Below are 23,931 nucleotides of genomic sequence, written 5' to 3'. Positions count from 1 at the left end.
AGATGCTGTAACATAGTCTTCCTGCTTTATTGATTTGCTTATCTTAGGTGTATTACTTTTAATTATGAATTTACGTTTTATTGTTATTGCGCTTATCGCTATTACTATTGTTGTTATTGCAGCCAGTCAATACGTTTCTCCTGCAGCAAAACCTTTGCTTGCCGATTCTGCTTTAGTTATTCAAACCGATACATTAGTAAGTTATTCGCGTGATATACAGCCTATTCTGGAGCAACGATGTGTTGTTTGTCATGCCTGTTACGACGCGCCCTGTCAATTAAAATTGGGTTCTTTTGAAGGTTTAACTCGAGGTGCGAATAAAGAGCCCGTTTATAATGGTGAGAGATTACTGCAAGCGAATTTAACGCGTTTGTTTGAAGACGGCCATACAGTGCCAGAGTGGCGAGAGAAAGACTTCTTTCCCGTGATCCCTGATAAAGTCACTGAGCTAAGCGAAATTACAAGTGATGCTCAGCAAAATCAGCAGAGCAACAATTTAAAAAGCAATCTAAAAAGTAACGTGATGGCTAATATGTTATTGCTAAAGCAGGCGAACCCTTTACCGGCTAATGACAAACTACCTGAAGAGTTTAACTTTGCTTTAAACGAAGAGTATCAATGCTCAACCGCTGCAGAGTTTGATGATTATCAAGTTGATTATCCGTTACATGGTATGCCATATGGATTGCCTGCAGTTAACAATAAAGAGCATCAATTGCTTATTGATTGGTTAGCGCAAGGAGCAACAAATTCTGAACCTAAAGTCATTGATAAAGAAACACAAGAGCAGATAAATAACTGGGAAAGCTTCTTAAATCAAAATAGTAAAAAAGCCCAGTTGATGAGCCGGTATTTATTTGAACATTTGTTCTTGGTTCATCTTTACTTTGATAAAGCGGAAACTACTCAGTTTTTTAAATTAGTGAGATCAGCAACGCCACCAGGTCAGCCAGTAAAAGGAATTTTTACTCGTAGACCTTTTGATGATCCAAAAGTGGAGCGAGTTTATTATCGTATTCAGCCTGTTGTAGAAAGTATCGCGCATAAATCACATTTACCAATTAAGCTTGATTCGCCGCGCATGGAGCGTTGGTCAACATGGTTTTTAGAAACCCCTAACGAAGTTACTCAGTTACCTTCTTATGAACTTGATAAAGCATCTAACCCATTTATAACTTTTGAACAAATACCAGTACAGTCTAGATATAGATATTTATTAGACGAAGCACAAAATACCATTATGCAGTTTATAAAAGGGCCTGTTTGTCGAGGTAACATTGCGCTTAATGTGATTAATGACCACTTTTGGGTGGTATTTATGTCACCTGATCTAGATTTTATAGAAAATAACGATCAATTTATGCAACAAGCACGACAAAAGATTGTTTTGCCTGCAGAAGATCAGAGCAATGCTTTACCGACCTCTTGGTTAGAATATGCGGCAATGGAAAAAGACTACCTACTTGCTAAATCAAAATTTATTGATAAGAAAATAAAGAATCATGTCGATATAAATCTTGATCTGTTATGGGATGGCGATGGCGAAAATGACAACGCCACGTTAACAATATTTCGCCATAATGATTCTGCTTCTGTGGTAAAAGGGCTAGTGGGTGATAAACCGCAAACAACTTGGGTGTTGAGTTACTCGTTATTTGAGCGGATACATTATTTATTAGTGGCTGGGTATGACGTATACGGTAATGTTGGGCATCAGTTAAACAGCAGAGTTTATATGGACTTTCTTCGTATGGAGGGTGAATTTAACTTTCTTAATTTCTTACCTGTAGCCAGTAGAGAAAAAGTAAGAGGACACTGGTATAGAGGGTCGGTGAGTGAGGTTGAGCAATACTTATATGATGCTAATCAAACCACTATAGAGAGTGATATTAATTACCAAACAAATGAACCGCTTAACGAGCTGTATGAGAAATTACGTCAGTACTTTTCTAAAGTTTCTAACAAAGGTTATGCGCTTACTAGCGGTATAAATAACAAGAAAACTATTGCAGCGTTAAAGGAAATTAATGGCATTGTTGGGAAGAGTTTGTCATCTATTCCTAACTCGTCAATAGTGCGAATTGTTGACGTTAATAGCCAAGAAAGTGAATTTTATACCTTGATACGTAATAATGTGTTTAGCAATATTTCACATTTATTTGAAGAAGAAGATAGGCGACTTCGCGAGGAAGATACCGTTATTATTGCGCCAGGTTTAATTACTTCATATCCGAACGCTTTCTTTTCTGTAACAACAGACGAGCTAAGTGACTTTGCGGATAAGTTAAGTAAAATGCGTTCTGAGCAAGATTACCAACAGCTAAGAAAAAAATATGCCGTGTATCGAAGTTCAGAAAATTTTTGGCAATACACTGATGCAATGCACAGCTACTTTAAGCAACGTGACTCTATTCAGTTTGGGGTGCTTGACTTTAATCGATTAGAAAACAGGTAACGAACTTATACGTTATAAACTCTAAAAAGCTTTCCATATTAAGGAAGCGATAGTTGATGCAGAGATATTGTATTTCGACGGTAGCGCACCGTTAATTGAACCTGCAGCAAACATAGTCGCAATGCCAGTTGGCGAGGAGATAAACAGCTTACTTTTTAAAGTAGCGTCTTCTAATTGCAAGCGTGAATGAATCGTTGCCAATTGTGCGTTAATCGTCGCTTGCTGTAACTTTGTCTTGTCTTTTTTTAGAAAATCAAACATAAGGCTCTTTCTGTTGATGTTGATGTTTAGAAATGTCATCAGCATTGGTGTTTTTAACAGTCCCTTGAACGGAATTTAAAATAACCTCAGCTGATGATTTCATTTCAATTGATTTAAGGGCTGAACTCAGAATTTGTTTCACAACTAGTAACGCACCAATATTTAAACCGAGCACTATTAATAGACACCAAAACCAGTCTAGCCCTAAGCTGTTTAAGCCGTAAGTTAAGCCAACTAATAAAATTAACCAGATAATTAATCCTAAACAAGCCATGGCGGCAATGCAAACAACCACCAATACAATCGCTTTAATTGACAGCCGAAAATCTGCAGCAATTAACGTTGCGTAACTGCGCAATTGAGTTTTAATGCTGTTAAACGCGCTTTCCCAAGCTGATAATACCTCTTGCGGATTAACATCATCCGTAGGCGGTAAAGCTTGGTCTTCAGGTTGTTTTTGGTGCGCAGACTCTGTCATGTTTAAGGACTATTTCTTTCTTAAAAATGAAGATAACAGCATACCTGCCGCAAAGGCGATGCCTGCGGTAGCTAATGGGTTTTCTTTAGCGTATTTCCCCACGTTTGACTGATCCCAATATTCTTTCAACTGGATTTGTTTATCAGCAATAGTTTCAGATGAATGGCTAGCTGTTTCACGTATTCTAGTTTCAGCATTGGCGGCGTGTTCACCTAATGTATCAACCGATTGATGTAATGTTTCAGTAACATTATCGGAAATAGGGGTATTAGAAATAGGCGCATTTTCTTTAGTTGTTTTGGCTTTACTGGTAGTCGTTTTTGCTGACGTAGTCATAGTGTTCTCCTAACGGTTAAAAAAAATAATTAAATTCAAATATAATGTAGCCACTTATCAATAAATAGAAAATTAGCTGTCAGCCATTTTATTTTCATTGGCTGAAGAGGCAGGAACACTGCCTCCTGTAAGGGCTATGCGCATTGCTGTCTCAACACTTATATCAAGTGGTGTTAACTGGTCTTTGTCGATATATAAAGTATATCCACCAATTTGGTAGCTTAGCGGCACATAAACCCCTAATTTTTCATCATTGTTAAATAGTGTTTGCGCACTTTCATAACTGGTAACAAAACCAATTAAGTGAATACTGTCACTAATTTTAACGGAAACAACACTTTTCATTTTTTGTTGTTTGTTAATATTCACTAAGTTTACCGCGTCTTGAATCGCACCATAAATGGTTTTCACCACAGGTATTCTTTCTAACATTTTACCACTAACGCGAATAAGTGATTTAACAATATAAGCATTCACCGCCAAACCAGCTAATAACAAGATAGCAAAACCTAACACCAACCCTAAACCAGGAAAATAAATACTATTTGGGATTAATGCAGTCAAGCTTGACTCGATTGAAGATACTAACCAAATAATTAAATATAAGGTTAGAGAAATAGGCAGTAATGCTAGTAGCCCTTGCATTATTAGCATGGTGATTCTTGTCGACATAAAGTGTCCTTGTTGTACATTGAACTAAAAGCGGGCTAATTTAATTTTACACCTTAACGGATGAACGCTTATTTTATTATTCGTCTGTCTCGGTTAGAAAAATTTTAACTGCATACCTAATCCAATTCTTGACTGATGGCGATTGTAATCAATTAATGAGTCGCCGTAGCCGTTAAAATATTGCAATAAAATATCATAGTTATCAGTTATGGGATAACTAATGTTCAGCTCGATACTGCCCTTATTATCATCTAATTTTAAGTTATTTCTTAATTTGCCAACTAGTTCAAAATCACCCCATTTGGTGCCATAGCCAAGTTCCATATTACCTAGGAAATCGGTAATGTCAGGATTATCATCACCGTCGACACTCAGTGTTGTTTCTTTTTCACCTTCAGGTATCCGGTACCAAGCTTTAATATAATAAAGTGAAGTATCATCACTGAATAGCACAGAAGCAAACAACCTATTCCAACTTCTAGAAAACTCGTTGGATTGACCATTTGATTGATGATTAAAACCAAGTTGAATACCATTAAATTTAAAGCCTAATATCGATAATTCATTTGCCCAAGAATAAAATATTTCTGGCTCATAATCGGTTGCTCTAAAAGGTTTAGACAAACTGCTACTATATAATTGCCAGTATGATTTGGTAGTAAAACCTACAAACAAACCTGAACTTTTATCTTGCTCAAGATAAAAGGGTAATTTAATACTAATTTGATATTTTGCCTCAATATTGTCACCAGTCTCAGGGTTGGGATTAGTGATATAGGTAATAGGCAGAATATAGTTACGTTTATATTGAGATATAGTGAAAGGGTTAATATTTGACTCTTTCGTTGATTTAACCTTGTCATCTAAAATTGATTTTGTTTTTTCAATAGCATTAGCTTCAGTCTCTATTACAGGACTTTCATCTACTACTTGAGTGCTTTGACTGAAGGTTACAAAAGATACACTAGAGATGATAACAGCTAGTGAAATCTGAATCATGTTTTTCATACTGCATTACTCGTAAGTTAATGATTATGTTTATTAATTGATATGCCAATAAATATCGAACAGGATCGTCAAACGCGTTAATGATATAAGTTATGTGCAGAGCTAACATAAAGTTATGGAACGAATACGAGCCAGTTTTAATTTAGAAATATTTAAATTTATGGAGTACTAGCCATAAAAGCAAGGGGGGAGATTTTTATGGCTAGTACTTATTCTTGATATTCATGGTTAACAATTATAATTGATAAAAATTAACAGTCTTGATCTTCTGCTTTAACACCTTCTTTTACGTCTTCACAAGCGTCTTCAACCGCGTTACCTGCATCGGTTACAGCTTCGTCAGCTTTTTCACCTGCTTCTTCAAATTGATCGCTACATGCAGATAATGCAAATACAGCTGTTAGAGTAATTAAAGTATTAGTTAAATATTTTATTGCTTTCATGGTGTTCTCCTTGAGTAAATTAATCATTTAATGTTCATTTTGTTTAAACTAAATTTTGGGACCTTTACCGCGAACGGCATTGGCTATTAAAGACACCACTAACAGTACTAAGAAAACAAAGAATATAATTTTAGCAATACCCGTTGCTGCTCCTGCAATACCACCAAAACCTAATACTGCGGCAACAATTGCAATAATAAAAAACGTTAATGCCCACGATAACATGATGTAACTCCTTATTAATTATTAAAAGTATGTTTGTACATTAAGTTAAAGCAATTACTAAACCAGATTTAAATATTTCATTACTTCATTGATTTTAAAGGGATTTAATTTTTAAGGTGTCGAAGTAGATGAATAGAGAGTAGAGAGGAATTGTAAAAATTACACTGTGTGCTGTATTTTTATCCGAGTTTATGAGAAAGCTTAGGTAAAAAGCATAGGTAATGTGAGAAGGTATAGAGGTAATTTGAAAAAACATAGAAAAATAATATGCGCTAAACAAGTGTTCACATACTCAATAATGTTATTTGAATGGTTATCAAGGCATTTTTGCAGCAATAGTCGACGAACCAGTATCTTGATGCACTGGTCTACTATTTAACCTGAGTTCGGGGTAAGCAAAATGCTACAACAGCCTTAATTATCCGTATTACTGCGTTTTGAAAGCTCCCAATAACCCATTATTGGCTTCGCTTTCCTGCCCTGTACTACGAATAATTAAAACTATTGTAGAGATAAATTTCTAAGTGATTGATATTATTATTCTACTTACTTTCATTATCCTGAATTCAGGTTATTTATTAATTGAAATCGTTTACTATTTATTAAGCAGAGCTTATTTCAGGTAAAGCTACAATACTTTAGCAATCGCTTTTGCTAAGTAATCTACATTACTTTGCGCAATACCAGCAATGCTCATGCGGCTAGAGCCAACCATGTAAACACTGAATTCATCTTGTAATTGTTGTACTTGCTCAGGGGTAATGCCTAAAAATGAGAACATACCACTTTGGCGGGCAATAAAGCTAAAGTCACGGGTGACCCCGTTTTCAATCAGTTTATCTACCAGTACTTGACGGTTCCCATTAATACGGTCACGCATTATTTTTAATTCGTCATACCATTCGTTACGTAATTCGTCGGAGCTTAAAATGGTTTCAACAATAGCGGCGCCATGCGCTGGCGGCATTGAATAAATAATACGAACGCCATGTAATAACACAGACAATGAAATATCGGCAGCACTGCTTGTTTGAGCAATCACGGTACAAGCGCCAATACGCTCACGATATAAACCAAAGTTTTTAGAGCACGAGCTACAAACAATCATTTCTTGAACAGCATCAGCCATTAAACGCAAACCGTATGCATCTTCATTTAAACCTGCGCCAAAACCTTGGTAAGCCATATCAATTAATGGCGTAAAACCAACGTCTTTTGTTACTTCAACTACTTGTTGCCATTGCTCATTGGTTAAGTCCATACCGCTTGGGTTATGGCAACAAGCATGTAATAACACTACGTCATCACGGCTAACTGCTTTCAGGGCATTTAACATACCATCAAAATCTAAAGTTTTGTTTTCATAATCATAATAAGGGTACACTTTTACTTGTAATCCCGCGCCTTCAAATAAACCGGTATGATTCGCCCACGTTGGGTTACTTACCCAAATAGTCGCGCCCGTTTTACAGGTTTGAATAAAGTCTGCGGCAACACGTAAAGCACAAGTACCACCAGGAGTAGAAATAGTGCGAGTACGGTTTTCCAACAGTACTTTATGCTCAGCACCAAAAATAAGCTTGGTCATTTCAGTGTTAAATAATGGTGAGCCTGTAGGACCAATATATACTTTACTGTCTTCAGTGTTATTGCGATGTAATTCGGCTTTTTTTACGCAGTTTAATACTGCGGTGTGACCTAACTCATCTTTATAAACGCCAACACCTAAATCAACTTTGTTTGGGTTGTTATCGTTTCTATAAGAGGTTAATAATCCTAGAATAGGATCAGACGGCATAGCGGTTAAATGACCAAACATAGCGAGGTTTACCTTAATCAAAAAGGAGGGGGTTTTACTTATTTCAGTAACATTATTATCTGTTATATTGGTTAAAATAAAAAAGATAAATACCACTGGTATTACGCAAATCAGATTATTATGACCGCTGTAATATACCCATAAAAAATATGTCGGAAGCATAGCGCTAAACCGAATGAAATTAAAGACATCTAATTAAAAACAACAAGTCTCTCTAAATTACTAATTACTCATAACCTTGTTTATATCAGTATGAATGGCAATTAAATCATCATAATCTGTTAAGTTGTCTGGTTGTTGTTTGTTATGCACGTAAACCTGATTGTTAATCATTAGTTTAGATTTTTTCTTTGCTTCCGTGGCTAAGCTTGCCACGTCTAAATGGTTTAAACAAAACCTAATATCGGGTTGTATTACACCACAACTTAAATTTAGTAACGGGAAAAATTGATTTTCATCATTTCTATTATTACTTTCATAGCCATTGGCTTTTATGTGTTCAGGTTTAAAATAATCTTGCACACGTTGTGAAAATATTTGTAAGATTTCTTCGCATTTCTTTAACCAATGCTGCGTTTTGAAAATAATTACAAAATCGTCACCACCAACATGACCAATAAAATCTTCGTCACTATCACAGCAAACACTGATAATGTCAGCCACCAGTTTTATAACAGCATCGCCTGCGGCATAACCATATAAATCGTTAAAGGGCTTAAAATAATTTAAATCTAAGTAAGCCAGAGTAAATGGAATGTTTTTAGTAATATTCTGCGTTATTTTTTGCTCTATAACTACATTGCCGGGGAGCATACTTAATGGGTTAGCATGTTGTGCAAATTGAATTTTTTGTTCAGTAATCCGCTTTAATAGAATGTGAATATTCGCTAGCCCTAAATATTTCCCCTGATCGGTCACAATAAATTCTTGACGCATAGTTAACGACTGATCACTTGTAACTAAATCACTCACTTCAACCAAGGATGCTTGTATATCAACAATAAAGGGTAATTGAGTCATCACGGTTGCTATGGGTTTATTGTTGTATAGAGCATGACCATATTGACTTGAAAACAGCTCGGTTAATCTGTCTTTGTGAATTATTCCAACAGGAATATTATCGCAATCTACCACAGCCAAAGAAAATAGTCGGTTATCAAGCTCAAACCTTTTATATACGGCCGAGCAGCGTTCATTCATAGAAAGCGCTGGCGTAAGGGTTGTTAAATCAATAATTTCAGTATTAATTTCAGATGACGCTTGGTTTGACGCTACTTGCCTAAAACTGACAATGTCTGGAAGAGTGCGTATTGGTTTAGCGGCAGGTCTTGCCAATAAAAAACCTTGAGCAAATTGCATTCCTAGTTTTTCTAGTAATAAAAACTCTTCATTAGTTTCTATGCCTTCAGCAATAATTTTAACGCCAGTAGCTTTTCCTAATTCAAAAATAGTACGTAATAATTCACGTTTAACAATATTTTTATGGGAATCTTGAATAAAATATTTATCAATTTTTACAATATCTGGGCGTAATTCTGCCCACTGCATTAAACCAGAATGCCCAGTGCCTAAGTCATCAATCGCGATTTTAAACCCCATTTTTCGATAATAAGTCAGGCTTTCTTTTAGGTATTCGGTGTCTTTACTGTCAAACATCTCGGTGACTTCAATAACAACACGTTCTGCCGCAAGTCCATGTTTTTTAAGTAAGCTGATTGTTTCACCGCTTTGATGGTTTTTATCACCTAGCACCAAAGGACTGATATTTAAGAACAGTAAGCCCTCAAGTTGTTGACTAGAGAAATGTTGAAAGGCAACTTTACGACATAAACTTTCAAGCTCTGATAAACGCCCTAGCGCAAAAGCTGTGTTGAATAAGTCTAATGGCGATGTGAATAGGCTAGTTTTTTCTACGCGAGTTAGCGCTTCATAACCCCATATTTTTTGATTACTAATATCGAATATAGGTTGAAAAAAGGTAGTAAGTGTTTCTTTTTCAAGAATGTTATCTAACTCAACGGATAACTCAGATAGGTTATTCATACAGCGAATAATATTGTTTGTAATAAAAACGTCACTATATTGATTTAATGTTACATGAATATGACAAACTACATATTGGCATTAGATTTGAAAGATCTTGGTACAAAAAATTAAATAACCTGAGTTCGGGATAATGAAATTGTAAAGTATAAAAATATCAACTACTTGTATTCACGTATCTACAATAGTTTTAATTATTCGTAGTACAAGGCGGGAAAGCGAAGCCAATAACGGGTTATTGGGAGCTATCAAAACGCAGTAATACGGATAATTAAAGCTGTTGTAGCATTTTGCTTATCCTGAATTCAGGTTAAATAGCTTTTGCTCGGTTAAGCGAACGCTACTCAATAAAGCTATCTGAAAGAAGGTAACTTCATTGAGTACATGACTACTGATATGTATCAGAAAAATAATATTTAATTGAATAACTAATGTTGTTAATCTAAAAATCACATCATATTTAATAGTGCGGCAATAACGCCAATAACGCCACCAAATATTCCGCCCCACACCACTAACCAACCTAAGTGTTGTTTAATCATTTCTTGTACTATTTCTTTTACTAGTTGCGGTGTTAATTCATTAAGACGTTTTTCAATAATGTCGCTAACTTTATCGCGCATACCAGCAATCATATTAGGTTGTTCTAACTCATTGCGTAATAGCGTATTAAATTGCTCACTTTCAGAAATGTCTTTTATCGATAACTTCATCTTTTCAATAAAAGGTTCACGCATAGGCTCTAATGCTGCACTACCACCAACCATAGCCAACATGCCGCCAAATGAAGAGTTTTCAATAACCGAAACCAAGTTATCAAAAGCAGGTGAAAGGTCTACTTTATCAATAACGGGCGCTAAATTAATGGTGCTTGCCTTGCCTGAGCTATCCGATAGAAAACGATCAATATTTTGTTCGGTAAAAAACTGCTCCATCATTAAATGACGAATGGCAGCTTTAAACTCTTCAAATCGCGCAGGAATTACGCCTGAACCGTAAAGTAGTGGTACTTTTTCAAATAACATATGTACCGCAAGCCAGTTAGTTACTGCGCCCGATAAGGCAAATAAACCTAAGGTAAAAATAATCGGTTGTTCGCTAATATAGCCGCCTATAGTTAACGCTAAAGCAATAATATTGGTAATAAGACTTTTGTTCACGTATTTATCCAAGAGTTGTGTTTTGCAAAGAGATTATAATAACATTTAGTTATTAAATTGCAGCTAGCTAAATTACAGCTTAGGTAAATTTAGTCTATTTCAAGCAATGAATTTGGCCTACTCATAACTATCACAAGCCCTGTTTAATTCACCACCAAGCATAGTATTGATATACGGTGTCTAATAAAAGAGTTTACAGCGTCAAGTATGGTAATTTACATTAATGATAATTAATCTACCCAGACAGATGCGCTTATGGCTATTGGGCTATAGCAAGCGTATTGAATAATTTAAGATCTTTAAGGAATATTTTGAAAAGTAATTTGATAACACGTGCTGGATATAAAGAACTACAAAAAGAATTAGATTATCTCTGGCGTGATAAAAGACCCAAAATAACCGCTATTGTTAGTTGGGCTGCCAGCTTAGGTGATAGATCTGAGAACGGTGATTACACTTTTAATAAGCGGGTATTAAGAGAAATAGATAGGCGAGTTAGATACTTAAGAAAACGTTTAGAAGAGCTCAAAGTTATAGATTATTCACCTCAACAAGACGGCAAGGTATTTTTTGGTGCGACGGTGGAAATTGAAAATGAAGAGGGTGATATCCTAAGCTTTAAGATTGTTGGCCCGGATGAAATTTATAACACCAAAGACTTTATCTCGATTGATTCTCCGATGGCGAGAGCGATGATAAAAAAAGAAGTTGATGATGAATTTTATGTAAGCACACCTTCAGGGAAAAAAGAGTGGTTTATAAATAAGATTGATTATTTAATTTAGCCTCGTATTTAACTTATTTAAATCAAATAAATACAATAACTAAGGTATATTAACCTTAATTATTAATGAAATAACAAAATACTATTGAGTCGCCTTCATTTTTAACCATTATAACTCAATAGCAAGCAAGGACTTTACCAATATGTTTGAACAAGTATTTAAAAACGTCGGCGACATTTTCCACAAAGACGCAGGTTGCTCCTCTGAGCTAGATTACACCGAGCAATCTTCTTGGATGTTATTTTTAAAGTACCTAGACGACCTTGAATTTACCAAGTCGATCGAGGCTGAAATGATGATGGAAACCTATGAAAACGATCATCGACGCCAAAGACAGTGATGTATACGACCTATTAGCCTACGTAGCCTATGCAAGAGAAACACACACACGTAAAGAACGTGTAACAACCGCTAAGAAAGGTATACACAAGGAATTCACTTATAAGCAAGTTGAGTTTATCGACTTCATTTTAGAAAAATACATAGAAGACGGCGTGCAAGAGTTGGCAGCCAAAAAAATGAGAAGCTTGGTTGAACTTAAATACAATACGATAAGCGATGCAGCAGCAGAGTTCGGCTCACCTATGGCGATTAGAGATACCTTTATTGGCTTTCAAAAGTATTTGTATGAGTAAGTATTGTTGAGTGAATCGAAATGTTTCGGTTAGAAATTAAAGGCGATGCATAATATCAAAATTGGTAGTCTTATTGGTATATCTAATAATCAGCTACCATACTGTAATATGAATTATTTTTATTAATAGGATATTAAATGAAGGCATTAGTTGTTGAACCCTCAAGAACGCATCAATTACTCATTAATGAATTTTTAAATGGCTTCTCTATAAGTCACGATATAGTAACTACTGGAGAAGAGGCGTTAAAAGCGCTCGCTCAAGCTGAAGTTAATATAATTATTATTGCGATGGTGTTAACAGATACTAAAGCAACCATTCTTGCCGAAAAAATTAGGGCGATGGAGCAATATTCAGATGCAGTGATTATTGTGATGACAGGTGAGCAAGAGGAAGCAAAACTTATAGACATGAAAACCCCTGCCATTAATTATATTTGCCAACGTAATAAACTAAGTCAGTTTAAAAGTATCTTAGTCATGTTAAGTCATTACGATATTAGTGCTTATAAAGTGATGGGGCACATTTTGTATATTGAAGATCATCTTACGGTAGCCAATATGACCATGGATATTATTCAACAAATGGGTTTGACCTTTGAACATTGTAATTCTGCTGAAGAAGGCTTGGACTTATTTGATAACAATATGTACGACTTAGTACTACTCGATATTGCTTTGTCAGGCCACAAAAATGGCATAGATATGATAAAAGAAATAAGAAAGCGAGATGATGAGAAAAGTTCGACGCCAATATTGTCCCTATCCGCAACAGCTAACACCAGTGATCGAATTAGCGCTTTAAAAGTCGGTTCGAATGATTTTATTGCCAAACCAGTATTGCAAGCTGAGCTAGCAGTTAGGGTGAAAAACCTTATTACTGCAAGACAATTGTATTTGAAAATTGTTAGTCAGCAGCAAGCGTTAGAGCAGTTAGCGATGACCGATCAATTAACCGGGTTATATAACAGGCATTTTCTTAATAGCTTTATTGATAAAGCACTTGGCTTAGCAAAGCGGCATAAATACCAATTAAGTATTCTGATGATCGATCTCGATAAGTTTAAGTTTATCAATGATACTTTTGGGCATGATCAAGGCGATGAAGTATTAGTTAAAATTGCAGACGTACTAAAAAACAATTGTCGTGTAGAAGATATTGCTGTTCGTTTAGGTGGCGATGAGTTTTTAGTGGTGTTACCGCATTGCTCTCAGGCACAAGCCATAATTAAAGCAAACGAGCTATGCGATAAAATCCAAAATATTGAAACCGTGAGAAAAACCGTTTTTGCTGCAGCTAGTTTTGGTGTCAGTTCAACAGAGCAAGGTAGCCATGATTATAAAACATTATTTGAATTGGCAGATCAAGCAGTATACGAAGCAAAGACATCAGGCGGTAATACTGTAAATTATATCGAGAAAGGTTAATAGGTAAAGGGTATATAACACCCATTTGCGGAATCCTTTTTGAGTGAATCGAACACTATCATTTTCCTCAAAACAGAGTTCTGTTATTATGTCGCCAACATATTATCCTGCTGGAACTGCCTTTAAATGTTAACGATTGCCGAACAAATTGCTCAAGAACTCAATGTTAACGCGGTACAAGTTAATGCCGCTATTTCCCTACTTGATGATGGCTCTACCGTGCCATTTATTGCCCGTTACCGTAAAGAAGCTACGCAAGGTTTAGATGACGGTCATTTACGTCACTTAGCGCAGCGTTTAAGTTATTTACGTGAATTAGCCGATCGCCGCCAAGTGATTCTAACCAGTATAAAACAGCAAGATAAATTAACGCCTGAACTTGAGCGATTAATTACCCAAGCCGATAACAAAACTAGTTTAGAAGATTTATATTTACCCTATAAACCTAAACGTCGCACTAAAGGTAAAATAGCCTGTGAAGCAGGTATAGAGCCATTAGCCAATAAATTATTTAATAATTGGCAACTAAACCCTGAAGCAGAAGCTAAAGATTATATTAATGCTGCTGAAGGTTTTGCTGATGAAAAATCTGTACTTGAAGGGGCTAGTTATATTTTAGCTGAGCGCTTTAGTGAAGATGCTAGCTTACTCGCTAAATTACGTAATCACATGCTTAAACAAGCGCATTTAACCAGTAAAGTGGTAAAAGGCCAAGACAAAGCAGGCGCTAAATTTCGCGATTACTTTGCCCATAGTGAAAAGTTAAAAACGGTACCATCGCATCGTATGCTTGCCATGTTACGTGGTAAAAACGAAGGTTATTTACAGCTGAGTATTGATGTAGATCCAGGTCAAGAAACAACGACTTTTAGTAGTGCGGAACATATTATTATTGAGCACCTAACGTTACGCTGTCTTTCAGCTGGCAGTAAACAAGCCGCAGCGGATTTTTTAACCAAAACCGTGCAGCTAACGTGGAAAGCCAAACTAAATATTAGCTTAACTACTGAATTAGTAACGAGTTTACGCGAACAAGCCGAAACACAAGCTATTGATGTTTTCTCTAATAACCTTGCTGATTTATTAATGGCAGCTCCTGCCGGTGCATTGGTAACTTTAGGTTTAGATCCAGGCTTACGTACGGGTTGTAAAATTGCTGTGGTTGATGGCCAAGGAAAATTATTGCATACCGCCACTATTTTCCCACATGCGCCACAAAACCACTGGGAAAAATCAATTCGTACTTTAGTGAATGTTTGTCGTCAGTTTAAAGTTGAATTAGTTGCTATTGGAAATGGCACGGGCTCGCGTGAAAGTGATCAACTAGTTGCCGAGGTTATTCAAAGTTTTAAAGCCGAAGAAAGTAAAATTAAGTTAACTAAGATGATTGTTAGTGAAGCAGGCGCTTCGGTGTATTCTGCCTCTGAATTTGCCGCTAATGAATTTCCTGATTTAGATGTATCACTTCGAGGCGCAGTATCTATTGCTAGACGCTTACAAGACCCATTAGCTGAGTTGGTAAAAATTGACCCGAAAGCGATTGGTGTTGGTCAATATCAGCACGATGTTAGCCAAAGCCAATTGAGTAAAACTCTTGATGATGTAGTTGAAGATTGTGTAAATGGTGTGGGCGTTGATTTAAACAGTGCATCCGCTGCTTTATTAACACGTGTTTCAGGTTTAAACAAAACTATGGCAAACAACATTGTTGCCTATAGAGATAGCGAAGGGCGCTTTGTTAATCGTAAACAACTGAAAAAAGTGGCGCGTTTAGGTCCAAAAGCCTTTGAACAAGCCGCAGGTTTTTTACGTATTACAGACGGCGATAACCCGTTAGATCAGTCGGCATTACACCCTGAAAGTTACCCTGTGGTAGAAAAAATTATTAGCCAACTAAAGCTTGATGTTAATAGTGTACTTAACAATAGCGAACAATTAAATTCACTCGATATTTCACAGTTAATTGACGCTAATGTGGGTGAAATTACTATTAAAGAGATTATTAAAGAGCTAGCTAAGCCAAGTCGAGATCCACGTCCTGAGTTTAAAACAGCCAGTTTTGCTGATGGCGTTACTACCATGGCAGATTTAACGCCAGGTATGATCCTTGAAGGTGTGGTATCTAACGTCGCTAACTTTGGTGCATTTGTTGATATTGGTGTGCATCAAGACGGGTTAGTGCATATTTCTTCAATTACTGACAAGTTTGTTAGCGATCCGCGTGAAGTGGTTAAAGCCGGCGATATTGTTAAAGTAAAAGTAGTTGAGGTTGATCCTGCCCGTAAACGCATTAGTTTAACCATGCGTTTAAATGACGAAGTAAGTGTCGCGGTGAGTAAGCCGGCTAATGTTAAGTCTAATTCTGCAGTTAAAGCACAACCTAAAAACACGCATAACAACCAAAGAAAGCCAGTATCACAAGCTAAACCTAAAAAAGTAGATAACGCTGCTATGGGTAATGCCTTTGCCGATGCTTTTGCGAAATTGAAGAAGTAGTTTATACCCATTATCATTCAAAGCACTCTGAAACCTGCATCTTGAATGGTAACGGGTATAAGCACGAGAAACTACACTCAAAAGGACTGATTAAATAAAAATCAATTATTTTAAATTAATTGCATAAATAGTGTTGACTATCGTAATGAGAATGATTATCATTTATTCCGTTGCTTAGGCAGTGAATGCTCTCTCACTAAATAAGTAACGTTAAGGAAAGGCACTTAGTAGCTATGCTTCAGGACACATAACTATTAAGTACCATTTACTGTATTACTTTGACGGTGAATGCTCTCTCACTGATAGGTAACAGTAAACAAGGAGCTTGGTGGTTATGTTTCAGGACGCATAACCACTGAGTGACTGCCTCATCCTATTTTATTTATACTTTTGATGATGTAGCCAGTAATATCTTAACGATGTTACTGGCTTTTTTATGCCTTGTATTTGGCTATTTTCCTTGCGTATAAAATACACCACTTACCAAGGTAGTTGGTATTTAGGCAATTGATCTTTAGAACCTTGATATTTAAGTTAAAAAACTATATTTTAAATCTACCAACTACTTCAGACATACCGTGACTACTAACTTTTAACTGTTGGCTAGTGTCACCTAGTATTTCTGTAGTTGCTAGTGACTCGTCAGTCATTCCTGCTAAATCATTAATGCGTAAGTTTATTTCATCAGCTGCTTGGCTTTGTTGTTCCGTTGCTCTAGCAATTTGTGTATTCATATCAGAAATCACTTCCATTAATCTGTCTATTTCAGATAGTGAATCATCAGCCTTCGCGGTTTGCTCTACGGTTTGTTCTGAAATGTTTTGACTCAGTTTAACGGCTGAAACAGCTTCTTGTGCGCCTGCTTGTAATTTTTGAATCATTTGCTGAATTTCATTAGTACTTTGTTCTGTTCTATTAGCTAATGTTCGTACTTCATCGGCAACAACTGCAAAGCCTCGACCTTGCTCGCCAGCTCGAGCGGCTTCAATAGCTGCATTAAGTGCTAATAAATTAGTTTGTTCAGCAATACCTCTTATCACATCAAGCACAGAACCAATGTTGTCACTTTCAGAAGCTAAGCTAGCAACTACTTTGCTGACATCGTCAATGTTTGTTGATAATGATTGCATTTGAGTAATGGTATGAGAGATAATTTTTTTACCTTCTGAAGTGTTATTTCTCGCATCGTTTGCGGCTTGTTCGGCCGAGTTTGCATTATCGCTGACTTCTTTTATTTGTGAGGTCATTTGTTCCATTGCTGTGGCAACCTGGGCAGTAATATCGTTTTGACTTTGTATTAACGATTGTACTGTGATACTTGCTCCGTCAACGGCTTCAGAATGTTCTAATACTTGTTTAGTATTATCGGCGACGTCTTGTAATAATTGACGGATTTTATTGGTGAAATCATTGAAGTACCCAGAAAGCTGAGAAATTTCATCTTGGCCTGTTGCATCTAAAGAACGGGTAAGATCGCCTTCACCTTCAGCAATATCTTTCATTAATTCAGCAGCAGAGCGGGTAGGTTGCAAAATACTTTTACCAATGAAGTAGCTTAAAGCAATAATGATTAACGCAATGATAATACTGTTAATTATTATTAGATTACGCTGTTTGGCAAAAGTTGCGTCAATATCATCTAAGTATGTACCTGAGCCAATAATCCATTGCCAAGGCTTGAAGCCCTTTACAAAACTAATTTTATCTATAGGTTTATCAAATCCGGCTTTGGCCCATTTGTAATAAACATAACCTTCGCCTTGCGCTTTGGTTACTTTAACCATTTCGACAAATAAACGTTTACCGTCAGGATCTTTAAAATCAGCGATATCTTTACCGTTAAGCTGTGGCTTGATTGGATGCATAACCATATTAGGTGCAAAATCATTCACCCAAAAATAATTACTAGTGTCGTAACGCATAGCAGCAATAATACTTAATGCTCGCTGTTGCGCTTCGCTTTCGCTGAGTTCGCCCGTTTGTTGTAAAGTATAATGGTGTTCAATTACGCCATAAGCAGTATCAACCAATTCTTGAGTGGTTTGTTTTTTCTGCTCAAACATTGTTTTATATTCTTCAGATAAACTCATGGTATCGAGTACGATAAGGCCGATGACAAGCAATGCTGCAAGCATAGTTAATCTTTGTTGTATGCTAAACTTTCGTAAGAAATCCATGGTTTATCCTTTTTTGAATTACCAAATTATTAGTATTTTATGAGTGTTAATAGCACTGTTTATCAGGCCAAAATATGTAAGATTACTGATATGGCGTTAAATATTTATGACATTACTGATAATTATAGACAATAAACACAGCTACGCTAGGTGGGTAAGTAAATAGAATAAAGTACTGAAGGATTTAAGTTTTTAGTAAAAAAAGGGAAGCCGAAGCTTCCCTATAAAATAACCTTGAGGGCGGTCAACCAATGCAAAATTAATGTCTGTAAATGTTAAGTTTATAAAACAAACTTGGTTGAGAACTGAATGTAATTAGAGCTTCCACCCACTGTATTACCAGAAGCTGAGGCAGTATTTGCCATGTCAAAATTACCTACTTCAACACCAACAGACAGTTGTTTGGTTATGTTTTGGAATAAGTTTACGCCAACTTGTGAACGATCTCGGTCAGAAAGATCAGTGGTAGTGCCACCGTAAAATATGGTGCTACGTAAGGTTTCATTCCAGAAGTGACGGTAAGCTACCATAATTGACGTTGAGTCTTCTACTTCACCATTTACCACGTCAGTTATTGCTGTTACGCCTACGTAACGACCAACATTACCAGCATTAATTTGGAAACGAATATCATCTTTCCCAAATGTTTTAACACGACCAGCAACACCAAAGCCTACGCCAGTTTCAGTGCCAGTGGTAGTTTGTAGTTGACGTACTAAACCAGATACTGAAACATTACCCCAATCGCCAGAGAAGGTATATTTACCGATAAAATCTGGTACTGAGTCATCACCAGTAACGCCACCTGTGCCGTAGGTTTCAGGGTTTTCAATGGATAATTGTAAGCCACCATTAGTATAACGAATTTGTCCTTGACGAATAAAAGCCGTTGCCACTAACGGACCTGCAAAATCCGCCGCTTCTACGATAGCGCTAGTGTTTTGGAATGTTGTCCATGCTTGGCCAACCAGAATATCTTTATATTGAATATAAGCTTGGCGTAAACGTAGGTTAGATGAGTTAGAGATAATTTGATTACCACCGCCTGAAACGCCGTCACCATAAAAATCGACTTCAATAAAACCCGTTACATCGCCATGAGTATATTTAGTATTGAATCGTGTTTCGTTAGCTGCAATACCGAAGTTGTTGATATCACTATCAAGTACTGTACCACCACCATAAAAGTAATCATTGGCGGCAATATTACCGTCCATATAGCGAGCATCAATTTTAATGTAACCACCAAATGTGAGACTATCTCCGTCATCTAATTCAAGAGTGTAACTTGCGTTAGCAGCACTTGTTATAGCTAATAAACTGGTGGCAAGTACTATTTTTTTTACATTAAATTTAGATTTTTTAACTATAGAATTCTTAAGCATGATATTCCCTTTTATGTATTCACAATTTATGTTTGGACTTGTTATATGTGCGTTATTCTATTTTATAAGGTTTTGAAAACCTCTTGTTATTATTTATGTGCAATAAATATTATTGTTACATTTGTTATTTTGATAATAAGTTAGAGGGTAAAGCGCAGAAAGGAAATTAGACCTAAGTCTACATTATTAAAAAAATTGATTAAAAAAATCACAAATTACAGTAGGACTTTTAGTGCTTTTATTATTTTTTATCCTTTAAATTAAAGAAGTAGATACAAAAAAAGGCCAGTAAAACTGACCTTTAAGATTGTTTGGATTAATCAATATGCTGATAATAAATACACAACTTGGAGGCGACTATTTATTTTGTGTTGCAACACTCGCACTTGATTTGGCATGTGTTTTTAAGTTATCTGCATGAGGCAAGTCATGTGCAGGCATTGGCTTGTTATCATGTTTTAAGTAGTTATCCATCCAGCGCATTAATCGTAAGTTGTAATCATACCTTGCTGCAGCATTTTTGTTACCGTGGCTTTCACCGGGATAGTTAACTAAACGTACTGTTTTACCCTGTGCCTTCATATAACGATACATTTCCATTGATTGTGCTGGGTGTACGCGAGGATCGGCTTTACCGTGCATTATTAATAGCGGTGTTTGTGATTGCTGCGCCCAATAAATAGGACTGCGCTCTAAATACCATTGCCATTTTTCCCATGGGTATGAGCGGGCGTGAACTAAATGCATTTCGTTAGGAATATCGGTAGTACCAAATTTTGATACTAGGTTAGAAATACCAACAAACATAACACTAGCAGCAAAATGTTTAGTGAGTTTAGTAGCGCCCCATGCGGCAGCATAACCACCGTAAGAGCCGCCCGTTATGCCAACTTTTTTATCATCAGCTAAACCAATATTAACGAGGTGATTTTTGAGATCAACCAAGTCATCAAACTCTTTACCTGCGTAATCATTTTGACCAAGCATGGAGTAGTTTACGCCTTGACCTGTACTGCCACGGTAATTGGGGTAGAACACCGCGTAGTTTTGTGCAGCAGCCAATTGGCCTGGGCTAGCGTAACTTGTTAGCCATCCATCTTTAACATGGCTTTCTGGACCGCCATGCACTGAGATAATTAACGGGTATCGTTGGCCTTCTTTATAATTAAGCGGATAAACCAATACTCCGCCTATTTCTATGCCATCACGCGCTTTAATGGTAATGCTTTCTTGTTTGCCTAATGGTAGAGCAGTTAACCAAGCATTTGAGTCAGTTAGGCGAGCATGTTGACCACCGCGCAGTATAAATACTTCATTTGGATGGAGCGCAGTATTCGCTCTTATAGCAACGGTTTTGTCTGAGTCTGAAATACTTATATTACTGGCAATAAAAGCACCAACATCAACTACCGTGGTGTAATCACTAGAGCCGGGTTTTAAATTGCCAATAATAGATTGGCTACCAATATCAGCAATGAATATTAACTCATTACGTGAATTAGCCCATTCAAAGTCTCTGACATGGCCATTAAAATTAGGTAACCAATTGGCAACAATGCCTGAATTTGCGTTGGCAATATATAAGCGCCCTAATGCTGGATCGTGTTGGTCTTTTGCTCCAAGTATAGCGACATATTTTCCATCGTAAGAAAACTCGGCATTGCCTAATTTACCTAAGGTTGTAAAGCTTGTTTTGATTTGTTGACTGGCTAAGTCAACAATATGCCATTGTGACTTCATGTACTTGTCATCAACTAATGGGGTTGGTTGGGTTTTCACTAATAAGTCTTCACCATTTGGTGAGAAATGAACATTTGAAACACTACCTTTGATCGGCCATGGTTCTGGGATAATTGCATTATTGCCGAGTGTTGTTACTTTTTCCGACGAGTGAAGCTCGGTTACATATAAAAGCTGATTAGTTAGTTCTTCTTCATATACCTCAGCTTTAAAGCCTAACGTTTTGAGCTTTTTATCTGCTTTGTCTTTAGCGGGTTTAGCTAATAAAGCTACTTTTTTATTATCGCTGCTTACTGCGTATTGGTTGATATTAGTATCTGTTAAAGTAATAGCTTTTTGCGCTTGTCCGCCATCAACCGCAATTTGATATAGAGCAGTAAATTTTTCCTCATGCATTTTGGCTAAAAAATATATCAGAGTTCCATCTTTAGACCATTGAATATTTTTAATATTGACTTTACCGGTAACAAAAGCGCGCTCTTCACCTTGGTTATTAACCAGGTAAAGTTCGCTCCAATTTTTGCCGTCTTTTTCCACATAAATTTCACGTGGAACAGAGCGAGTAAAGGCCACAAATTCACCGCTAGGGCTTACTTGTGCTTGGCTTATTGATTGTAATGTTGCCAGGTTTTCAGCAGTAACACTATTGCTTGTGGCTTTTGTGTTTTTAGTTTCTTCAGCCATGGCAACTGAATAGTTTACTACACCAATAACTAAAATTAATTTGGTCATTAAAAGTAAATTGATGTTAAAAGGTAATTTAACTTTGATTGCTTTTTTTAAGTTGTTTAACTTTTTTTTCATATCTGTCTCTTCAGTTGAACATGCTTGCATTGGCAAATTACAGCTTGGTGTTAGTAACTAGTTTAGTTAATTTACTTTTAATTAAAACGAGCTTGTAAATAATCAAAAACAGCACGAATACCAAAAGCTTCACCACCTAATGGTCGACCTGATAAATGGCGAATATTAAACGCCATTACATCAAAATGTACCCAATCGGTTTTATCAACAAAACGTTGTAAATAAAGCGCTGCGGTAATTGCTCCGCCAAATGGTTGAGCCGCACAGTTGGTCATATCGGCAATAGAGCTGCTGAATAAATTATCATAGGGGCTGTACAGCGGCATACGCCAAACGGGATCGCTAATTTTACTGCCGGCTTGTGTTATACCCGTGGCAATTTCATCATTGTTGGAGAAAAATCCTGGTAACTCTGTACCAAGGGCTACCCGCATTGCGCCAGTTAAGGTAGCAAAATCAATAATTAACTCAGGTTCGTCGTTTTCAGCTTCACATAATGCATCACATAATACTAAGCGACCTTCCGCATCGGTATTATGAATTTCGACAGTAAGTCCTTTGCGAGTAGTAATAACATCACCTGGGCGAAATGCGTTGTTCGATACAGCATTCTCAACAGCAGGAATTAATACCCGTAAATTAATCGGTAGGTTATGTGCCATAATTAATTGTGCTAAACCTAACACATGCGCAGAGCCGCCCATGTCTTTTTTCATGGTGCGCATGCCAGCAGAAGGTTTGATATCTAAGCCGCCACTGTCAAAACAAACGCCTTTACCAACTAAAGTTATTTGAGGGTTTTTACTATCACCCCAACGTAAATCAATTAAGCGCGGAGTATGCACACTTGCACGACCAACCGCATGAATAGTTGGATAGTTTTGCGTTAATAAATCATCGCCAACAATATGTGTTACTTGGGCGTTAAATTGCGCAGCTAAATTGTCGGTTACTTGCGCTAAATGCTCCGGCATCATATCCGCCGCTGGCGTGTTAATTAAATCACGCGTTAATGCTGTTGCTTGAGCAAGCTTGATGACACGATCAACTATTTTGGTACTTTTAAAGGTGTCGGTTTCAGCTTTACCAATGGCTAAGGTAGCAAGTTTTTGCTCAGATTTGTTGCTTACGTATCTGTCATAGTGGTAAGCACCAACTAACCAGCCAAAGCTTATTGATTCAATGTATTCAGACTCTGCTTGTAATAAATATTGACCTTGCGGCAATTGCTTAATTAAATCGCCGCAGGCAAAAAAATCGCTAGCATTTTTAATCACGAATAAAACTTGGCTCAGCTCACCTTGGCTATTTGGCAGTAGCGCTAATCCGTTACCTGTATATTGGGTATTTGCTAACCAAGCTTTGCTTTGTGAGTCTTGAGTTTCAAGCCAAGTAGAATAAGTTGACTCTTCAAGGATAGTTAATGGTGTACCTGTGCTTTGTGTATTTAATAAAGCGCTTAAGTCCGAATTTAGATTAGAGTTTAAATCAGAATGTAGATCAGAGTTTAACAAGTTATTCATGAGTATCCTTTAGCGGGAGATTATCTGCATATTATGGGTTGATTGTAACCTAAGCAGAA

19 protein-coding genes and 1 pseudogene are annotated in these 23,931 nt (G+C 36.7%); 6 read left to right on the top strand and 14 right to left on the bottom strand.

All coding sequences use genetic code 11. From position 1 onward, the window contains the following. Positions 1-64: 64 nt before the first annotated feature. A complete protein-coding gene (locus CWS31_RS08770; RefSeq protein ID WP_101344844.1) occupies positions 65-2,455 on the top strand; it encodes a fatty acid cis/trans isomerase in 2,391 nt (796 codons plus the stop codon). Positions 2,456-2,476: 21 nt separating this feature from the next. Here CWS31_RS08770 and CWS31_RS08765 read toward each other — a convergent pair whose 3' ends face one another. From CWS31_RS08765 to CWS31_RS08720, 10 genes are all read right to left on the bottom strand, one after another. Continuing rightward, positions 2,477-2,716 carry a hypothetical protein gene (locus tag CWS31_RS08765; RefSeq protein ID WP_101344843.1) on the bottom strand — a complete coding sequence of 80 codons (240 nt, stop codon included), beginning with the start codon at positions 2,714-2,716 and terminating at the stop codon, positions 2,477-2,479. Beyond that, the gene (locus CWS31_RS08760) at positions 2,709-3,194 is read right to left on the bottom strand and encodes a hypothetical protein (protein ID WP_101344842.1); all 486 of its coding nucleotides are present in this window, start codon (positions 3,192-3,194) and stop codon (positions 2,709-2,711) included. The genes CWS31_RS08765 and CWS31_RS08760 overlap by 8 nt, the downstream gene beginning before the upstream one ends. Before the next feature lie 9 nt (positions 3,195-3,203). Beyond that, positions 3,204-3,530: a DUF883 domain-containing protein gene (locus tag CWS31_RS08755; RefSeq protein ID WP_101344841.1), complete on the bottom strand. Its 327-nt coding sequence runs from the start codon at positions 3,528-3,530 to the stop codon at positions 3,204-3,206. Positions 3,531-3,602: 72 nt separating this feature from the next. Continuing rightward, entirely contained in the window at positions 3,603-4,202 is a 600-nt protein-coding gene (locus CWS31_RS08750) for a DUF502 domain-containing protein (RefSeq protein ID WP_101344840.1), read from the bottom strand. 93 nt (positions 4,203-4,295) lie between these two features. Continuing rightward, complete coding sequence (locus CWS31_RS08745; protein WP_101344839.1) at positions 4,296-5,210, bottom strand: phospholipase A; 915 nt, start codon at positions 5,208-5,210, stop codon at positions 4,296-4,298. 251 nt (positions 5,211-5,461) lie between these two features. Beyond that, entirely contained in the window at positions 5,462-5,653 is a 192-nt protein-coding gene (locus CWS31_RS08740) for a hypothetical protein (RefSeq protein WP_101344838.1), read from the bottom strand. Between the two features lie 48 nt (positions 5,654-5,701). Further along, complete coding sequence (locus tag CWS31_RS08735) at positions 5,702-5,878, bottom strand: DUF1328 domain-containing protein (RefSeq protein WP_101344837.1); 177 nt, start codon at positions 5,876-5,878, stop codon at positions 5,702-5,704. 628 nt (positions 5,879-6,506) lie between these two features. Then, positions 6,507-7,697, bottom strand: coding sequence for an amino acid aminotransferase (locus tag CWS31_RS08730; RefSeq protein WP_101344836.1), 1,191 nt, complete (start codon positions 7,695-7,697; stop codon positions 6,507-6,509). Positions 7,698-7,919: 222 nt separating this feature from the next. Then, positions 7,920-9,740: a GGDEF domain-containing protein gene (locus CWS31_RS08725; RefSeq protein WP_101344835.1), complete on the bottom strand. Its 1,821-nt coding sequence runs from the start codon at positions 9,738-9,740 to the stop codon at positions 7,920-7,922. A gap of 449 nt (positions 9,741-10,189) precedes the next feature. After that, a complete protein-coding gene (locus tag CWS31_RS08720) occupies positions 10,190-10,900 on the bottom strand; it encodes a DUF445 domain-containing protein (RefSeq protein ID WP_101344834.1) in 711 nt (236 codons plus the stop codon). A gap of 311 nt (positions 10,901-11,211) precedes the next feature. Between CWS31_RS08720 and greB the strand changes: the two genes are divergently transcribed. From greB to CWS31_RS08695, 5 genes and pseudogenes are all read left to right on the top strand, one after another. After that, complete coding sequence (greB, locus tag CWS31_RS08715; RefSeq protein ID WP_211355812.1) at positions 11,212-11,685, top strand: transcription elongation factor GreB; 474 nt, start codon at positions 11,212-11,214, stop codon at positions 11,683-11,685. Between the two features lie 142 nt (positions 11,686-11,827). After that, positions 11,828-12,025 (top strand): type I restriction-modification system subunit M N-terminal domain-containing protein, encoded by a 198-nt coding sequence (locus tag CWS31_RS08710; protein WP_246143447.1) that lies wholly within the window; start codon positions 11,828-11,830, stop codon positions 12,023-12,025. Further along, positions 11,994-12,320 (top strand): annotated as a pseudogene (locus CWS31_RS08705) (type I restriction-modification enzyme R subunit C-terminal domain-containing protein); the annotation flags it as partial. The gene CWS31_RS08710 and the pseudogene CWS31_RS08705, both read left to right, overlap by 32 nt. Positions 12,321-12,457: 137 nt before the next feature. Next, entirely contained in the window at positions 12,458-13,747 is a 1,290-nt protein-coding gene (locus CWS31_RS08700; RefSeq protein ID WP_101344833.1) for a diguanylate cyclase, read from the top strand. A gap of 126 nt (positions 13,748-13,873) precedes the next feature. Next, positions 13,874-16,243: a Tex family protein gene (locus CWS31_RS08695; protein ID WP_101344832.1), complete on the top strand. Its 2,370-nt coding sequence runs from the start codon at positions 13,874-13,876 to the stop codon at positions 16,241-16,243. A gap of 542 nt (positions 16,244-16,785) precedes the next feature. Here the strand turns inward: CWS31_RS08695 and CWS31_RS08690 are convergent. From CWS31_RS08690 to CWS31_RS08675, 4 genes are all read right to left on the bottom strand, one after another. Continuing rightward, the gene (locus CWS31_RS08690) at positions 16,786-18,420 is read right to left on the bottom strand and encodes a methyl-accepting chemotaxis protein (RefSeq protein WP_101344831.1); all 1,635 of its coding nucleotides are present in this window, start codon (positions 18,418-18,420) and stop codon (positions 16,786-16,788) included. 281 nt (positions 18,421-18,701) lie between these two features. Further along, a complete protein-coding gene (locus tag CWS31_RS08685) occupies positions 18,702-19,805 on the bottom strand; it encodes a hypothetical protein (protein WP_170252826.1) in 1,104 nt (367 codons plus the stop codon). A 357-nt stretch (positions 19,806-20,162) separates the two neighbouring features. Then, positions 20,163-22,277 carry an alpha/beta hydrolase family protein gene (locus CWS31_RS08680; protein ID WP_425457523.1) on the bottom strand — a complete coding sequence of 705 codons (2,115 nt, stop codon included), beginning with the start codon at positions 22,275-22,277 and terminating at the stop codon, positions 20,163-20,165. A gap of 149 nt (positions 22,278-22,426) precedes the next feature. Continuing rightward, positions 22,427-23,872, bottom strand: coding sequence for a leucyl aminopeptidase family protein (locus CWS31_RS08675; RefSeq protein WP_101344830.1), 1,446 nt, complete (start codon positions 23,870-23,872; stop codon positions 22,427-22,429). Positions 23,873-23,931: the final 59 nt, after the last annotated feature.

Origin of the sequence: Colwellia echini (assembly GCF_002843355.2) — a bacterium.
GTDB classification, from domain to species: Bacteria; Pseudomonadota; Gammaproteobacteria; order Enterobacterales; family Alteromonadaceae; genus Colwellia; species Colwellia echini.
Note: the sequence above shows the minus strand (reverse complement) of the source record. Positions and strands in the feature narration are given on the sequence as shown.